15 protein-coding genes are annotated in these 16,679 nt (G+C 62.3%); 6 read left to right on the top strand and 9 right to left on the bottom strand.

The genetic code is table 11. The features are described 5' to 3' along the window. Positions 1 to 33 precede the first annotated feature (33 nt). Positions 34 to 402 carry a c-type cytochrome gene (locus M0D67_RS19035; RefSeq protein WP_154559001.1) on the bottom strand — a complete coding sequence of 123 codons (369 nt, stop codon included), beginning with the start codon at positions 400 to 402 and terminating at the stop codon, positions 34 to 36. 423 nt (positions 403 to 825) lie between these two features. On the opposite strand from M0D67_RS19035, the gene M0D67_RS19030 reads away from it, so the two are divergent. From M0D67_RS19030 to M0D67_RS19010, 5 genes are all read left to right on the top strand, one after another. Then, a complete protein-coding gene (locus M0D67_RS19030) occupies positions 826 to 1,668 on the top strand; it encodes a MoxR family ATPase (protein ID WP_054035023.1) in 843 nt (280 codons plus the stop codon). An 86-nt stretch (positions 1,669 to 1,754) separates the two neighbouring features. Continuing rightward, the gene (locus tag M0D67_RS19025) at positions 1,755 to 2,930 is read left to right on the top strand and encodes a VWA domain-containing protein (RefSeq protein ID WP_266239392.1); all 1,176 of its coding nucleotides are present in this window, start codon (positions 1,755 to 1,757) and stop codon (positions 2,928 to 2,930) included. 44 nt (positions 2,931 to 2,974) lie between these two features. After that, positions 2,975 to 4,195, top strand: coding sequence for a benzoate/H(+) symporter BenE family transporter (locus M0D67_RS19020; RefSeq protein ID WP_266239391.1), 1,221 nt, complete (start codon positions 2,975 to 2,977; stop codon positions 4,193 to 4,195). Between the two features lie 172 nt (positions 4,196 to 4,367). Beyond that, positions 4,368 to 5,321, top strand: coding sequence for a transaldolase (gene tal / locus M0D67_RS19015; protein ID WP_154558998.1), 954 nt, complete (start codon positions 4,368 to 4,370; stop codon positions 5,319 to 5,321). A gap of 287 nt (positions 5,322 to 5,608) precedes the next feature. Next, complete coding sequence (locus M0D67_RS19010; protein ID WP_266239390.1) at positions 5,609 to 6,028, top strand: VOC family protein; 420 nt, start codon at positions 5,609 to 5,611, stop codon at positions 6,026 to 6,028. Positions 6,029 to 6,167: 139 nt separating this feature from the next. Here the strand turns inward: M0D67_RS19010 and M0D67_RS19005 are convergent, their stop codons facing one another. From M0D67_RS19005 to M0D67_RS18980, 6 genes are all read right to left on the bottom strand, one after another. Beyond that, positions 6,168 to 7,292 (bottom strand): FUSC family protein, encoded by a 1,125-nt coding sequence (locus M0D67_RS19005; RefSeq protein ID WP_266239389.1) that lies wholly within the window; start codon positions 7,290 to 7,292, stop codon positions 6,168 to 6,170. A 124-nt stretch (positions 7,293 to 7,416) separates the two neighbouring features. After that, positions 7,417 to 8,967 carry a monocarboxylate uptake permease MctP gene (gene mctP, locus M0D67_RS19000; RefSeq protein ID WP_154558996.1) on the bottom strand — a complete coding sequence of 517 codons (1,551 nt, stop codon included), beginning with the start codon at positions 8,965 to 8,967 and terminating at the stop codon, positions 7,417 to 7,419. Next, positions 8,964 to 9,206 (bottom strand): DUF3311 domain-containing protein, encoded by a 243-nt coding sequence (locus M0D67_RS18995; protein WP_154558995.1) that lies wholly within the window; start codon positions 9,204 to 9,206, stop codon positions 8,964 to 8,966. The genes mctP and M0D67_RS18995 overlap by 4 nt, the downstream gene beginning before the upstream one ends. Before the next feature lie 385 nt (positions 9,207 to 9,591). Further along, entirely contained in the window at positions 9,592 to 10,515 is a 924-nt protein-coding gene (locus tag M0D67_RS18990; protein ID WP_266239388.1) for a spermidine synthase, read from the bottom strand. Further along, positions 10,512 to 10,985: a DNA-deoxyinosine glycosylase gene (locus tag M0D67_RS18985; protein ID WP_266239387.1), complete on the bottom strand. Its 474-nt coding sequence runs from the start codon at positions 10,983 to 10,985 to the stop codon at positions 10,512 to 10,514. Before M0D67_RS18985 ends, M0D67_RS18990 begins: the two co-directional genes overlap by 4 nt. After that, complete coding sequence (locus M0D67_RS18980) at positions 10,985 to 11,743, bottom strand: chorismate lyase (protein ID WP_266239386.1); 759 nt, start codon at positions 11,741 to 11,743, stop codon at positions 10,985 to 10,987. The genes M0D67_RS18985 and M0D67_RS18980 overlap by 1 nt, the downstream gene beginning before the upstream one ends. Before the next feature lie 242 nt (positions 11,744 to 11,985). Here M0D67_RS18980 and M0D67_RS18975 point away from each other — a divergent pair, with 242 nt between their 5' ends. Continuing rightward, positions 11,986 to 12,492: an OmpA family protein gene (locus M0D67_RS18975; protein WP_266239385.1), complete on the top strand. Its 507-nt coding sequence runs from the start codon at positions 11,986 to 11,988 to the stop codon at positions 12,490 to 12,492. 119 nt (positions 12,493 to 12,611) lie between these two features. Here the strand turns inward: M0D67_RS18975 and M0D67_RS18970 are convergent, their stop codons facing one another. Together M0D67_RS18970 and htpG are read right to left on the bottom strand one after the other, a co-directional pair. Then, positions 12,612 to 14,420 carry a tetratricopeptide repeat protein gene (locus M0D67_RS18970; RefSeq protein ID WP_266239384.1) on the bottom strand — a complete coding sequence of 603 codons (1,809 nt, stop codon included), beginning with the start codon at positions 14,418 to 14,420 and terminating at the stop codon, positions 12,612 to 12,614. 287 nt (positions 14,421 to 14,707) lie between these two features. Continuing rightward, complete coding sequence (gene htpG, locus M0D67_RS18965) at positions 14,708 to 16,606, bottom strand: molecular chaperone HtpG (protein WP_266239383.1); 1,899 nt, start codon at positions 16,604 to 16,606, stop codon at positions 14,708 to 14,710. Positions 16,607 to 16,679 lie beyond the last annotated feature (73 nt).

The following is a 16,679-nucleotide window of genomic DNA, read 5'->3' as shown; positions in this document are numbered from 1 at the left end:
TAGCCGAGTGACCGGTTGGATGACCGCAGCCGATCACTTGTCGGGATTGCTCTTCGAAGAGGAATTTTGCGCTGCGTAGTAGGCAGCGATGTCGGCGATGTCCTGATCCGACAGCGACGCGGTGATTGCGCGCATCGTTTCGAAGTGGCGGTCGCCCTTCTTGTAGCCGTGCATGGCGTTCTCGAGGTATGCCTGATTCTGGCCGCCGAGCATGGGCACGCGGTAGACCTCAGGGTATGCCGTGCGGTATTCAGGAATGCCGTGGCAGCCAATACACATCGCGACCTTGCCTTGGCCCGCCTTCGCGTTGCCGACGACATCCGCTGCCTGCGCACTGGCCGCATAGCCCGCGAGCACCGACAGCGCTGCGATCACGACGTGTTTGCCGACGAATTTATTCATAGCATGTAACCTGGCTTGAGGGGAAACGGGCGCCCGAAAAGGCAACGGCCCGCGCCGTTATTCTTATAGGGTAGCCACGCAGGCCAAAAAAATCGGGCTAATTGTACCGCGACGCCGCGCCGAACGTCCACCGCGCGGGGCGAGAGGCGTATCCGGCCGCCGCAAAACCACGGCTGGCGCCATTTTGCTCCGCCACGCCGGTTCCGCATGGCTTCGTGCCGCCCGCTACGCACCGCCCGCCCGGCCCACGACGCCCTGCGCGCCCGCCCACCGGGCACGCAGGGCGAACGGACTGCTCGCGAACGCCGCATAGGCACGTGAACCGGCGTCCAGCACCGCGGGTGACACCTTACGCCAGGCTGATTCAGCCCAACAGGCCTTCTGACTTATACTGGGTTTTTTCCCAAAAAAGAGCATCTCGCCATGCGTTTTGAAGGCTCATCGCAATACGTCGCCACCGACGACCTCAAGCTCGCGGTCAACGCCGCGATGACGCTGAAGCGCCCGTTGCTGATCAAGGGCGAACCCGGCACCGGCAAAACCATGCTCGCCGAAGAGGTCGCCGCCGCGCTCGGCATGCCGCTATTGCAGTGGCATATCAAGTCCACCACCAAGGCCCAGCAAGGCCTGTACGAGTACGACGCGGTGTCGCGCCTGCGCGATTCGCAGCTCGGCGACGAGCGTGTCAAGGACATCCGCAACTACATCGTCAAGGGTGTGTTGTGGCAGGCGTTCGAGTCGGAGGAGCAGACGGTGCTCCTGATCGACGAGATCGACAAGGCCGACATCGAATTCCCGAACGACCTGCTGCGCGAACTCGACCGCATGGAGTTCTACGTGTACGAGACCCACGAGCTGATCCGCGCCAAAAAGCGCCCGCTCGTGATCATCACGTCGAACAACGAGAAGGAACTGCCGGACGCGTTTCTGCGCCGCTGCTTTTTCCACTACATCAAATTCCCCGACCCGGTGACCATGCAGCAGATCGTCGAGGTGCACTACCCCGGCATCAAGAAGGAACTGCTTGCCGCGGCGATGCAGAGCTTCTTCGAGTTGCGCAACGTCGCCGGTCTGAAGAAGAAACCGTCCACGTCGGAACTGCTCGACTGGCTGAAGCTGCTGCTCGCCGAGGACATTCCGCCCGAAGCGCTGCGCTCGTCCGACCAGAAGCAGATCATCCCGCCGCTGCACGGCGCGCTCCTGAAGAACGAGCAGGACGTGAGCCTGTTCGAGCGGCTGATCTTCATGAACCGCAACAACCGTTGATGAACCGTTAACGAACCGTTGATTGATCGCGAATACCCGTTGATGAGCGCGGCGCATCGCCCACTCACCGCCGCCGAGGACACAGCATGCTGATCGACTTCTTCTACTCGCTGCGCGCGGCCAAACTGCCGGTGTCGGTGAAGGAATACCTGACGCTGCTCGAAGCGCTCAAAGCCAATGTGATCGCGCCGTCGCTCGACGAGTTCTACTATCTCGCACGCATCACGCTGGTCAAGGACGAGCAGTATTTCGACAAGTTCGACCAGGCGTTCGGCGCGTATTTCAACGGCGTCGCGCAAGTCTCGGAGCTCGCCTTCGACGTCCCGCTCGACTGGCTCAAGAAGAAGCTGCAACGCGACCTGTCGCCCGAAGAAAAAGCGCAGATCGAAGCGATGGGCGGCCTCGACAAGCTGATGGAGCGCCTGAAGGAGCTGTTCGACGAACAGAAAGAGCGCCACGAAGGCGGCAACAAATGGATCGGCACGGGCGGCACCTCGCCGTTCGGCAACGGCGGCTATAACCCTGAGGGCGTGCGCATCGGCGGCGACGCGGCGGGCAACCGCACCGCGGTGAAGGTGTGGGAAGCGCGCGCCTATCGCGACTACGACGACCAGGTCGAAATCGGCACACGCAACATCAAGATCGCCCTGCGCCGCCTGCGCCGTTTCGCACGCGAGGGCGCGGCCGAAGAGCTCGATCTGCCCGACACGATCCGCAGCACCGCCGCGAACGCCGGCTGGCTCGACCTGAAGATGGTGCCGGAGCGGCACAACAAGGTGAAAGTGCTGATGCTGCTCGACGTGGGCGGCTCGATGGACGATCACATCAAGCGTACCGAAGAGCTCTTTTCCGCCGCCAAGGCCGAATTCAAGCATCTCGAGTTCTATTACTTCCACAACTGTGTGTACGACTTCCTGTGGAAGAACAATCGCCGCCGTCACGCCGAACGCATGCCGACGTGGGACCTGCTGCACAAGTTCACGCCCGACTACAAGCTGATCTTCGTCGGCGACGCGACCATGAGCCCCTATGAAGTGCTGCAACCGGGCGGCTCGGTCGAATACAACAACGCCGAAGCCGGCGCCGTGTGGCTGCGCCGCCTCGCCGATCATTTCCCGCATTACGCGTGGCTCAATCCGGAGCCGGAAGGTTTGTGGGCGTACCGGCAGTCGGTCAGCGCGATCCGGGAAGTGCTCGGTCATCGCATGTATCCGCTCACCCTCGCCGGACTCGAAACGGCGATGCGCATGTTGAGCAAGTAATCAGGTCGGTTCACGTTTTTCTCCAACTATAAGAAAGTTTCTGCATGAGTCAGTCTTCATCGCCCGTTTTGTCCCCTGCCGACGTACACCCCGGGCCGCTCAGACCGTTTGCCGATACGTCCTTGTCCGCCCTCGTCGCCGGCTTCGTCGCGATGATGACGGGCTACACCAGTTCGCTCGTGCTGATGTTCCAGGCCGGCCAGGCCGCCCATCTCACCGATGCGCAGATTTCGTCGTGGATCTGGGCATTGTCGATCGGCATGGCCGTCTGCACGATCGGCCTTTCACTGCGCTTTCGCGCACCGATCGTGATTGCCTGGTCGACGCCCGGCGCGGCGCTGCTGGTGTCGTCGCTGCCGCATGTGACCTACCCTGAGGCGATCGGCGCGTTCATCGTCTGCGCGGTGTTGCTGACCCTGGTCGGCCTGACCGGCTGGTTCGACACGCTGATGAAGAAAATCCCGGCAGGCATCGCTTCGGCTTTGCTGGCGGGCATTCTGTTCGAGATCGGCATTGAAATTTTCCGCGCGGCGCAGTTCCAGACCGCGCTCGTGCTGGCGATGTTCTTCACCTATTTGATCGTCAAACGCCTCGCGCCGCGCTATGCGATCGTGACGACGCTGGTCGTCGGCACGGCGCTCGCCGGTGGGCTCGGGCTGCTCGACTTCAGCCGCTTTCACGTCGCGCTCGCCCACCCGGTGTTCACGATGCCGGTGTTTTCGGTCGCGGCGGGCATCAGCATCGGCATTCCGCTTTTCGTCGTCGCGATGGCCTCGCAAAACGTGCCGGGGATCGCCGTGCTGCGCGCAGACGGCTACACCGCGCCTTCCGCGCCGCTGATTTCGACGACCGGCATCGCCTCGCTGCTGCTCGCGCCGTTCGGCTCGCACGGCATCAATCTTGCGGCGATCACGGCGGCGATCTGTACCGGCCCCGAAGCGCACGAAAACCGCGACAAGCGTTACACCGCAGCAGTCTGGTGCGGTATTTTCTATCTGATTGCCGGGATTTTCGGCGCGACCATCGCCGCACTGTTCGCCGCCTTGCCGAAGGCGCTGGTGGTCTCCGTTGCGGCGTTGGCGCTGTTCGGCTCGATCATGAGCGGCCTCGCCAACGCCATGCAGGACCTGAAGCAACGCGAGGCGGCGCTGGTGACATTCATGGTGACGGCTTCCGGCCTCACCCTGCTGTCGATCGGCTCGGCGTTCTGGGGGCTGGTGGCGGGCGTACTGACGCAACTGGTGCTGAACGCCCGGCGCGCCTGAATCCGCCATAGAATAGAAGCATCCGGCAGCGCTTTCCGTCAAAATTCCTCGGCAACATGACGGGCAAACGCTGCAGCGTGACCCGCGGCCACCGGAACGGTTTGTCTTTTCCCTCCGGTGGCGATCTCATTTCTCCTGAACCACGGCGCACGCGCGCCATGAAGGCTCGAACATGACAACCGCACTCGACCAACTCAAGCAATACACCACCGTCGTGGCCGATACCGGCGACTTCCAGCAGCTTGCCCAGTACAAGCCGCAGGACGCGACCACCAATCCGTCGCTGATTCTGAAAGCCGTCCAGAAAGACGACTACAAGCCGCTGCTCGAAAAGACCGTGAAGGCGCATGCGTCGAAGCCGGTCGGTGCAATCATCGACCAGTTGCTGATCGCATTCGGCACCGAAATTCTCAAGATCATCCCGGGTCGTGTGTCGACCGAAGTGGATGCACGCCTGTCGTTCGACACCGAAGCGTCGATCGCCAAGGGCCGCGAGCTGATCGCCCTGTACAAAGAACACGGCATCGGCCGCGAGCGCGTGTTGATCAAGCTGGCCTCCACGTGGGAAGGCATTCGCGCCGCCGAAGTGCTGCAAAAGGAAGGCATCCACTGCAACATGACGCTGTTGTTCTCGCTCGCGCAGGCCGCTGCCTGTGCAGAAGCCGGCGCGCAACTGATTTCGCCGTTCGTCGGCCGTATCTACGACTGGTACAAGAAGAACGCCGGCAGCGCGTGGGACGAAGCGAAAGACGGCGGTGCTAACGATCCGGGCGTCAAATCGGTGCGCCGCATTTACGCGTACTACAAGAAGTTCGGCTACAAGACCGAGGTGATGGGCGCGAGCTTCCGCACCCCGGGCCAGATTCTGGAACTGGCCGGCTGCGATCTGCTGACCATCAGCCCGGATCTGCTGCAAAAGCTGCAGGAGAGCACCGAGCCGGTCGAGCGCAAGCTGTCGCCTGAAATGGGCAAAGGCGTGGACATCGAACGCGTGCCGGTCGACGAATCGTCGTTCCGTTTCCTCGTCAACGACGAAGCGATGGCGACCGAAAAGCTCGCTGAAGGCATCCGCGCGTTCGCGGCAGACGCCGTCAAGCTGGAAAAAATGATCGAAGCGCTGCGTTAGGCTTCGGCTTAGTCTTGGCCGCTTGAGTACGCGGCTGCACACGCGGTCGCGCACTTATTGGCGAGCCTGGTTGCGCATCCGGTTGAATACGCGGCCCTGAGCCATCCGGTTCAGGGCCGCGTGCCGTTTACAACCGCACATCCGATACCTGTCCGCGCCACTGCTTCTTACGAAATAAAGTCACAATTGCTGCCCCAACGGACGACTACAATCGTCTGCACGCCCGCCCCTCGATACCATTTGCCGAAGGAGCGCGGCGCCGCTGATCCATATCCCGGGAGACGATCATGTACGTTCAGCCTTACGTATTTTTCAACGGACGCTGTGAAGAAGCGCTCAAGTACTACACCGAGAAGCTCGGCGCCGAGGTATTGCTACTGATGCGCTACAAGGACGCGCCGCCCAGCGCCGACCCGGAGAACCAGCCGCGCCCCGGTCTGGAAGAAAAGATCATGCACGCCACGATCAAGCTCGGCTCGACCAACTGGATGGCCTCCGACGGCCACTGCGACCCGCAGGCCACGTTCAGCGGCTTCAGCCTCTCGCTGACGGCTGACGACGCCGCCTCGGGCGAAAAATATTTCAACGCGCTGGCCGACGGCGGTTCGGTGACGATGCCGTGGCAAGCCACCTTCTGGAGCAAAGGCTTCGGGATGGTGGTGGACCGCTTCGGTCTCGCATGGATGGTGACGCTGCCGGATGCCTGAGTGAGTCATGCACGGCTGCTTCGTCGGTTGCGGCTGCGGCGGTGTGCCGACGCGATCGCCGTAACCATGCAGCCGCCGTACTGTATGTAGCCGCAGCCTGTCAGGCCGCCACACCGGCTCACCCGGACAACGTGAAAAGCTAAGCCTTCTGCAAAACGGGCGAACGCCGCTCGATGTCCCAGTTCGGCTCGGTCTCCAGCAACAAGGCGCGCAACCGCTCCACCTGTTCGGCTAAGCGCTGCCCGAGCCAATACGGCCCCTGCAAGTCGGGCGGCAATTCTAGCGCCGCGTCGCCATGCGCCTGAGCAAGCGGCGACGCGGCCGGAATGCCGAAGTGCGTCGCGCGGCCAAAGCGCAGGCCGCGCGCCATTGCCAGCAGGATGCCGCGCACGGCAAGCACCTCAACGTCGCACGCCCGCACATACGCAGCGCGCGCCGCGGCATCGGCGCGCATCAGCGGGCCGATCGCCAGCAATTCCAGCGAACTGAGCACCGAACGGTGCAGCCGCTGGATCTCCTCGAGCCGGGCCTGCGGCACATCGATCTCCTTCGCCACCGAAGGCATCAGCGAGCGCAGCTGAACCAACCGCTTGTTGATCGCGAGGAAGTGTTTGACCTGTTCGTCCTCGTTGATCGTGTCCCCTTCCAGCAGACGGGTGTAAATCTGCGCGCAGGCCCGCAGATTGTCGGCGATCCCGTAACGCCACGAATAAGTCGCGTGCAGCGGCAACACGAACGAAAACGCCAGCGCGATTACAATGCCGATCAGCACGTTCAGCGTGCGCCATAGACCGACGTCGATCAGATTGTCGCCATGGCCCGCGACGATGCACATCGTGATCGCCGTCAAGAGACCGATATACCCCGACGAACCGATCGCGAACCATGCGCAGATCCCCGCGACGATCGACATCAGCACATAGGTGAGCGGCAGCGACCCGGTCAGATTCTGCGTCAGGATGAGCAGAAGCCCGATCACCGCGCCGAGCAGCGTTCCCGCCGCCCGGTCGGCAGCCTTCTTGCGGATATTGCCGTGATGTTGCAAGCCGCCGATCACCACCAGCAGGGTCACCGACGACCAGATGCCGTGAGGAATGTTGATACCGGTGGTCGCGAGAATCGACACCAGCATCGCGACGCCGACGCGCAGGCTATGCAGCACCTTCGCGTGGCGATAGCGGTAGTACGGCGACGTGATCGTGCGCACCATGCGGCTAATGGCCGAGCGGCGGACAACTACACGGGGGGAATCGGCAGAAGCCATGGCTCGCGCGACGGACGCTTTGAAGGACGGTTCCGCTATCGTGCCCTGGAGTGCCCCGGAAAGACAAACGCCCGCAAACTTTTGTCTGCGGGCGTTGCTTTTCCGGCGAGATGGAACGGCTGACTTAGCCTTCGACCACGTCCAGATAATCTTCCGGACGGGTACGGTCCTCGGCGCGCTGCATGCCGAACATGCGCACCAGCAGGCTCACCACGACCGACACCACCAGGTTGACGATCAGCGACCACACCGCCGCGTAGCCCGGAATCGCCATGCCGAACAGGTGAATCGTGAAGATCGAACTCGCCAGCTTCAGCGAAATCGCCATCCACGTGCCGGTTGCGATGCCGACCGCCCAGCCGATCAGGAGGCCGCGGTAGTCGAGCACACGCGTGTAGAGACCCAGCACGATCGCCGGCAGTGTCTGGATGATCCAGATGCCGCCCAGCAGTTGCAGCTGAATCGCGTACGTGAGCGGCAGACCGAGAATGAACGCGACGGCGCCGACCTTGACGATCAGCGACACCAACTTCGCGACGTTGGTCTCCTGCTCATGCGACATATTGCGGTTCACGAACTCCTTGTGGATGTTGCGCGTGTACAGGTTCGCTGCCGCAATCGACATGATTGCCGCCGGCACCAGCGCGCCGATACCGATCGCCGCGAAGGCCACGCCGACGAACCACGACGGGAAGAAGTGCAGGAACAGCGCCGGCACCGCGAAGTTCGGGCCGAACGCCTTGAAGTACGGCGCGAATTCCGGCATGTCCTTCACGCCCGAAGCCAGAGCCATGAAGCCCAGCAGCGCGAGCAGACCGAGCACCAGCGAGTAGGCCGGCAGCATCGCCATGTTGCGGCGGATCGTGTTACCCGACTTCGACGACAGCACCGCGGTGATCGAGTGCGGATACAGGAACAGCGCGAGCGCCGAGCCCACCGCAAGCGTCGCGTACGCGCTGTAGCCGTTCAGGCTCGACACGTCCGGTGCCTTCAGCAGCAGCTTGGCCGGCGGCACCACGCTGAAGATATGACCGAAGCCGCCCAGTTGCGGCGGAATCACGATGACCGCGGCAAAGATCACGACATAGATCAGCACGTCCTTGACGACCGCGATCATGGCCGGCGCGCGCAGGCCCGACGTGTACGTGTAAGCCGCCAGAATCGCGAACGCGATGATCAGCGGCAGATCGCCGACGAAGCCCTTGGTGTCGAAACCCAGCGCGCCGATCACCACTTCGATACCGACCAGTTGCAGCGCGATGTACGGCATCGTCGCGACAATGCCGGTCACGGCGATCGCCAGTGCCAACATGCGGCTGCCATAGCGAGCCGAGACGAAGTCGGCCGATGTCACATAACCCTGACGTTTGGCGATGCTCCACAGTTTCGGGAACACGACGAACGCGAACGGATAGATCAGGATCGTGTACGGCAGCGCGAAGAAACCCGTTGCGCCCGCACCGAACACCAGGGCCGGCACGGCGATGAAGGTGTAAGCGGTGTACAGGTCGCCGCCCAGCAGGAACCACGTGACGATGGTGCCGAAGCGCCGGCCGCCGAGGCCCCACTCTTCCAGATGGGCCAGGTCGCCCTTGCGCCAGTGGGCCGCGACAAAGCCGAGAATGGTGACGCCAATAAAAAACAGGACGAAGACGAAAGTTGCGGTGGCGTTCATTGTTGTGCGCCCCCTTGCGAGCTGCCCGTCGAGCGGGTCTTGGTCTTGAAGTACACGAGCGCCGTGATGATCGCGCTGATCAACACCCACAGCAGTTGGTACCAGTAGAAGAACGGAAAATCGAACAGTTGCGGTTCGACCTTGTTATATGACGGCACCCAGATCATTGCGATCCAGGGCAACAGCAGCAACCAGAGCCAGTGCTTGCTGGCCTTGTTCGCGTCGGCGTCGTGAGCCATGACGTCTCCTCTTCCCTATTATTGAAATGTTGGCCCGTGTGTGGACGGGTGGTGGATGTCCCGTCGCAGGTAGGCCACGGGTACCCCGAAAGCTTCGAAAGAGTATAGGAGCCGAGAACGTCCGGTCAAGCAGGGACGACCCGAGGCGCAAATGTGCCGCTGGGACGCGCCGGGCGGCGGTTTAGCAGAGATGAGGGGTGGGCGCGAGGCGGCTTGACGCGGGGGCTGGGTCGCCGATCGTCGACATGCGTGCTGGGTATCCACGGAATCGAACCGGCCGTGCAATGTACTGGAGAAGCGGTTGGGAAACCGTCGTACCAGCGCAACGGGAAGCCTGGGTCGAACCAGCCTCAAGCGGCCTCAAGCGGCCCGACCCATTCTCACATCAGATCGAGAACGAACTGCCGTTCTGTCCGGTCGATTCCTGCAGACCCTTGATCCACTTGCGCGCCGGCAAGCCGAGTTCCGCTTCGATCAGCTTCGCACGCGCTTGCAGCGTCGTGAACGGCACGTCGAGCGCCGGGCCCGAGAACGCGATGGCGATGCGGTTGCCGTCATGCACTTCCGGCAGCGCGACCACGCGGCCGTCGAAAGCTTCGTTCAGGCGCTTCATGTTGCGCACGAAGCTCGGATGGTCCCCAAACAGGTTCACCGTCACCACGCCCGCCTCGGTCAGGCACGCGCGCACCGCGCGGTAGAAGCCGACGCTGTCGAGCACCGGGCCACGCGCGGTGGCATCGTAGACGTCGATCTGCAACGCGCCGATCGTGCCGTGGTTGGCGCGGTCGTTGACGAAGTCCCACGCGTCCATTTCGTGCACGGTCAGACGGACGTCGTCGTGCGGCAGTTCGAACATCGTGCGCGCGGCCACGACCACGGCCGGGTTCAATTCGACCGCTTCGACTTTGGCGCGCTTCAGAAACCGGTGGGCAAATTTGGTCAGTGCGGCGGCGCCGAGACCGAGCTGGACGATTCGCTTGGGCGTTTCGATGAACAGCAACCAGGCCATCATCTGCTGCGCGTATTCGAGTTCGATGTGATCCGGCTTACGCAGACGCATTGCGCCTTGCACCCATTCCGTGCCGAAGTGCAGGAAGCGCACGCCGCCCTCTTCCGAGAACGTAACCGGTGCGAAACGCGGCTTGCGCGGCGCTTCGATTTGCGGCGCGTCGTGCAGGTCATCGTCATGCAGCGCGCGCTTTTTATTGCGCACTGCTTTCTGTTTGTTCAGCGTGGTGTCGCCTGCGTCAGCGTCTTTGTTGCGGAAAGCACGGGCTTCAGCCGAGGCGCGCCTGATCAATTTCGTCATGTAAGGATGTCGCGCCAGAGACGCAATTTTTGGTCGAACGAGAGCATAGCATTCGCCGGACTCGACGAAGGCAATACGAGGGTGGCGTAGCCCGCTTCGCCGATCACCGGCGCAAAGCGGCCCGCCGTCTTGCCGTTGAAGCAGACTTTCTTCAACAACGGCGCGTGGGCGCGGAGCGTTGCAAAATCGTTGGGGTTGGCATTGCGGATCGCGGCGTCGAGACTGCCTTCGCGCTCGCAGGCGGCGAGCACGTCCCACACGCCGATGCCGTGCGATAGCAAACGCGGTAGCCGTTCTTCATAGGCGAGTTCGGGAAGCGGTTCGTCGAGCACCGTGCCGAGCAAACGCCAGAACTGGTTGCGCGGATGCGCGTAATACTGTGTAGCGGCCAGCGACGCTTCGCCAGGAAAGCTGCCGAGAATCAGCGTGTGTGTATCCGCCGCAACGACGGGAGGAAAGCCGCGGAGCATCAGCGCTTTTCCTTACGGTCCGATGTCGGCGCGTGCCCGGATTCATTTGCATCCCGTTCGGAAAGGTGTTCTTGCTCCGCACGCGGCGCACCATGAGCGCGCGACGCCGTATGCTCGAGCGGCCGGCCATGTTCACGCACATGAGTACGCTGCGGCGCGTGAACGTGGGGGGAGGCTGAATACGCAGACGGTGTGCTGGCCGAAGACGCCAGACGCGCCCATAGCGCCGGCAACATGCACTCGGTGACCATCAAGGGCGCGCCGTGGCGCTCGAACACCGAGCGACGCGCAACCAGCGTATGCGGCCTCACGCCACCGATCTCAATCGCGGCCAACCGGTACAACGGATGACGCGCCGTCAGCCTGCGGCTCACCAGCGACGATCGCGCGACACTGCTATCGCTGTACAGCAACTCGGCGAGCGGCCGCGTGCGCAAGCTTCGCGTGGCCTGCCATACGCCGACGCTCGCGGCCAGCGGCGCGACGCTATGCGCCGCGACAAACGGCACGCCGTCGACCGACAACACCACCTCCCGAACCCACACCGGCGCACGCGGCGCGAGGCCGAGCGCGGCGTGCTCGTCGGCCCACGGCAGCGCGACGGCTTCGCGCGTCACGCGCACCGCAACCGCGCCGAGCGTGCGCAGATGCGCGGTCAGCGATCCACCGCGGGTCAACCAGTCTTTCTGGGCGGCGCTAAAACCGGGTAAGGGCGCGACGCGCCAGTGGGCGTCGGCGGCATCGAAACGGATAGGCATGGTGTCGGATTATAACGGCGCAGTTGTCAGAGGATCGTGAGTCCCTCACCTGCCGTCCTGTCGGGAATGTCAGTCGATCACCATGCCCGGCAGAACCGCCTCAATCAGCGTATCGATTTCAGACAGTTCCGATTCTCCTGGTCCAGCGACGCGCGATACAACCTTCGTGCTTTAACAAGTCGACGGTCCGCCCGCGATCGAAGGGCGTGCCATGTGATCGGATATTGAAGGAGATAAGAAACATGAAAACGTTCCTGGGCGCTTCTGCATGCGCAATGTCTGTCGTGCTGATGGCGGGTTGCGCCGCGCCGCTGAACCGCGACAAGGAAACATCGTTGAATAAGGCTGTCGGCATCGAGGTGACGCCGGTTGCCAATGGTGTCTCAGTCAAGCTGCCCGAAGCCGCGCTGTTCGAGTTCGGTAAATCAGAGGTGCGTGGTGATGCAGCGGCGGTCATCAATCGTTCAGCCGTTCTGCTCAAGCGCAGCAAGAAGCCGATACTGGTCGAGGGTTACACCGACAATGTCGGCACGCTCGACTATAACCAGCAGCTTTCCGAATCGCGCGCCACTGCGGTAGGTTATGCACTCGTGGCGCGCGGCGTGGTACTGGACCGGATCAGGACGAAGGGCTACGCGTACAACAACCCAGTCGCCAGCAACGATACAGTCGAAGGGCGCGCGCTGAACCGGCGCACCGAGATCGTGGTGCGCGGCGAAACGATGGATACGCTGATGGGGCAGAAGTAGGTGTTCGTCATCTGATGTGAGGTTCGAAAAAAACGCCCGCGTCATGCGGGCGTTTCTACGTGTGCGCTCTTGTTCTTTCGGACGCGGTTTTCCAGGTTCCGCGCGATTCGCGCGAACAACTACTGCGCGCTTAACATTGCCCGCAATTGGGCCGCCACGCGCTCGACCACCGGCTCCCACGCGCCCGGCCGCGGTTGGCGAAACAGATCAACAGAGTCGTACCACGGTTGCGTCTCTTCATTGCCCCAACACCAGTGCGACACGTGATCGAGCATCGCCAGCACCGGGCGCCCCAGCGCACCGCCCAGATGCAAAGGTGCACTGTCGATGGTAAGCACGGCATCGAGCGCGCTCACGTGCGCGGCCACGTCGTCGAAACCGGCCTGATAGTGCGCAGTCAGATCGCAAACGCGATAGCCCTCTCCGCTCAGCGTCGCCACATCGGCGTCACGGGCCGGCGTCAGCGGATGGAACACGATATTGGGTAGCGCGAGCACGGGAGCCAGCGTCGCAAGCGGAATCGACCGCTTCGCGTCGCGGCGATGCGTCGGGCTGCCCGACCAAACGAGGCCGATATGCAATCGCGCCGCCTCCCCACTCCACGCGCTGATCCGCTCGCGCCATGCCGCCACGCGACTTGCATCGGCAGTTAGATAGGCACCGCCGCGCACATGGTCAGGCTGCAACTCAAGCACCGACGGCACGCTCATGATCGGCAGCCCGAAGTCCGGCTTGCCGAGCGGCCCGTCCTCGATAGACACCCAATCCGCGTAAAAGCGCGCAAACAGCGGCTGTAACGCCCGGCGCACTGCGAGCACCAGCCGACCGCCCTCGTCGTGTACGCGCGCCGCCAGTTCGTGCACAAAGCGCACCATCTGAATATCGTCGCCGTTGCCCTGTTCGCTGTGCACGATCAAGGTCTTGCCGCCCAGCGATTGACCCTGCCAGCGCGGACACAGCCGTTCCATCACCGTCACGACGTTGTTCGACTCTCGATCGTCGCGTGTCAGACGCGCCGCGAAGTGTGGCCATGCGCTCGACCAGTCGCCGCGCCGCAACTTCAGATCGGCCAGATCGACGGCCGCCTGCGATGCCGACGGGTCGAGCGTGAGCGCTGCGTGCAACGCCGTTTCGCTTTCTGCAAAACGCGCCTGCTCGGCCAGATACATACCGATCGCGCCCAGCACGTGGGCATTGTCGGGGGCGGCGGCATCGACGGCCCGCATGGTTGCCTCGGCCGCGGCGGCGTCGTTGCACTGCCATTGCGCATGGCTCAGTTGCCAGGCGATTTCTGCATCCGCAGGATGGCGTGTCAGCACCTCACGACAAACACGTTCCACCGTGGGCCAATCGCGGATCTCGCGGAAAGCCAGCACGAGCTGCAACGGCAACGCGGGGTGGATCGCCGGATCGAGCACATAGGCCCGCAACAGCGCCGCGCGACGCTCGGCTCGCGCGCTTGCATCCGGCGACGTCGCAAGCGCAATCGCCAACCACCAAGGGGCGCGGGCATCCTGTGGTTCGTGTTGCTCGTACGCGCGCAACATGTGTGCCGCCGCCGAATGCGCGCCACAGCGATCGATCAACCAGACGATCCATTCGAGCGTCGCTGCCGACGGCTGGGCGCTTACCGCCAACTCGCTGTTGCGCTGCGCGGCGTCAGCGCGGCCGAGTGCGTCGGCGAACAGGGCTAACCGGGCGTAACGCGCGCCGTTCGTTGCCGACTGCATCTGCGGTTGCGATGCACTGTGGTACGCCGCTTCAAAACGCCCTGCGCTCGCGCACAGGTCCGCGTGCAATTGCGGCGTGACACCCTCTGCAATGAGTTCGAGGGCCCGTCGCTCAGCAGCGTCGAAACCTTGCTCGCGCAAGATCGACCACAGGAGATGCACGGGATCGGCGGGGGTTGGTAGTGCGGAATCGGACATGGGAATACAGAAAGTTATCGCGGCGCGTCAATGCGCAATTGCAGAAATGAGATCGGATGCGTGAACGGCCGGGAGACTGCAAATAGTCCCTTAAGCATCCAAATTTCGATCGCGCAAGCATAAGACAGAACCACGTTTTCACATCTCACAAATCAATCTCGATTTAGCGCGTTGAATGGGTTTGATTGGTTAAAGGAGGGCAAAAAAAATGCGCTGCCAAGGCAGCGCATTTTTCGATCACAAGCGTCAAAACGACGCCGGTCCAGACTCAATTCAAACTCGAAAACTCAACCAGCACGCGCCAGCAACAACGCGTTGGTACGCTTCACGAAGCTGGCAGGATCTTCCAGCGCACCGCCTTCAGCAAGCAGCGCCTGATCGAACAACAGATGACACCAGTCGTCGAAATTCGCGCTGTCCGCATGCAAGCCCTTCACCAGTGCATGCTCCGGATTCACTTCGAGAATCGGGTGGAACGACGGCGCTTCCTGACCCGCCGCCTTCAGCATACGTTGCAGATAGCCGCTCATTTCGCCATCGTCGGCCACGAGGCAGGACGGCGAATCGGTCAGACGGAACGTCAAACGCACGTCCTTGGCCTTGTCCTTCAACGCTTCTTTCATCTTGTCGACGAGCGGCTTGAACTCTTCGCCGACCTTCTCCTGCGCCTGCTTTTCTTCGTCATTCAGCGCGCCCAGATCGAGATCGCCGCGCGCGACGCTTTGCAGCGGCTTGCCGTCGAATTCATTCAGGAACGACAGCATCCATTCATCGACGCGATCGGTCAGCAGCAGCACTTCCACGCCCTTCTTGCGGAACACTTCGAGATGCGGGCTGTGGGTCGCGGCCTGCCAGGTGTCGGCGGTCACGTAGTAGATCTTCGTTTGCTCGGGCTTCATCCGCGCGACGTAATCGGCGAGCGAGACATTTTGTTCCGGCGATTCCGTATGCGTCGACGCGAAACGCACCAGCTTCGCAATACGCTCGCGATTGGCGAAATCTTCGCCGATGCCTTCCTTCAGCACCTGACCGAATTCCTTCCAGAAGCCGGCGTACTTTTCCTTATCAGCGTCGTTTTCGGCGTTCGCCAATTCTTCGAGCATCGACAGCGAACGCTTGGTCACGCCTTCGCGGATCGCCTTCACGTCGCGGCTTTCCTGCAGAATTTCGCGCGACACGTTCAACGGCAGATCAGCCGAATCGACCACGCCCTTCACGAAACGCAGATAGCCCGGCAGCAGTTGTTCTGCGTCGTCCATGATGAATACACGTTTCACGTACAGCTTCAGACCGGCGCGATGATCACGGTTGAACATGTCGAACGGTGCATGCGTCGGCACGTACAGCAGTTGCGTGTATTCGCTGCGGCCTTCAACGCGATTATGCGTCCACGTCAGCGGATCCTGATGATCGTGCGAGAGATGCTGGTAAAACTGCTTGTACTGTTCTTCCGTGATGTCGTTCTTCGAACGGGTCCACAGCGCGCTCGCCTGGTTGACGGTCTCGTCTTCGTCCTTCGTGACCATCTCGCTCTTTTCAGCGTCCCACTCTTCCTTCGCCATCACGATGGGCAGCGCGACGTGGTCCGAGTACTTCTGGATGATCGACTTCAGACGATGCAACGACAGCAGCTCGTCTTCATCGGCGCGCAGATGCAGCGTGATGGTCGTGCCGCGCGCGGCGCGTTCGATCTGCTCGACCGCGAAATCGCCCTCGCCTGCGCTTTCCCAGCGCACGCCTTCCGAGGCCGGCAAACCGGCACGGCGCGTTTCGACCGTGATCTTGTCCGCGACGATGAAGCCCGAGTAAAAGCCCACGCCAAACTGGCCGATCAGCGCCGCATCTTTCTGCTGGTCGCCGGAGAGCTTGCCGAAGAATTCCTTGGTGCCCGAGCGCGCGATCGTGCCGAGATGCGAGATCGTCTCGTCGCGGCTCATCCCGATGCCGTTGTCGTCGATGGTGACGGTGCGTGCGGTCTTGTCGTACGAGACGCGAATCCGCAGATTCGGATCGTTTTCGTACAGTCCGCTATTTTCGATCGCTTCAAAGCGCAGCTTGTCGGCCGCGTCGGACGCGTTCGAAATCAGCTCGCGCAGAAAGATTTCCTTGTTGCTGTACAGCGAATGGATCATCAGGTGCAGAAGTTGTTTAACTTCTGCCTGAAAGCTCATGGTTTCTTGTGCCATGGTCGGACTTCCTCTCTGTTACGAATGGGGTTCTAGTCAGGCGTGGCGCACGGCCGCGAGCCGCTTGGGGCCC

It is taken from the genome of Paraburkholderia sp. SECH4 (assembly GCF_030511745.1).
Taxonomy (GTDB): Bacteria; Pseudomonadota; Gammaproteobacteria; order Burkholderiales; family Burkholderiaceae; genus Paraburkholderia; species Paraburkholderia madseniana.
Note: the sequence above shows the minus strand (reverse complement) of the source record. Positions and strands in the feature narration are given on the sequence as shown.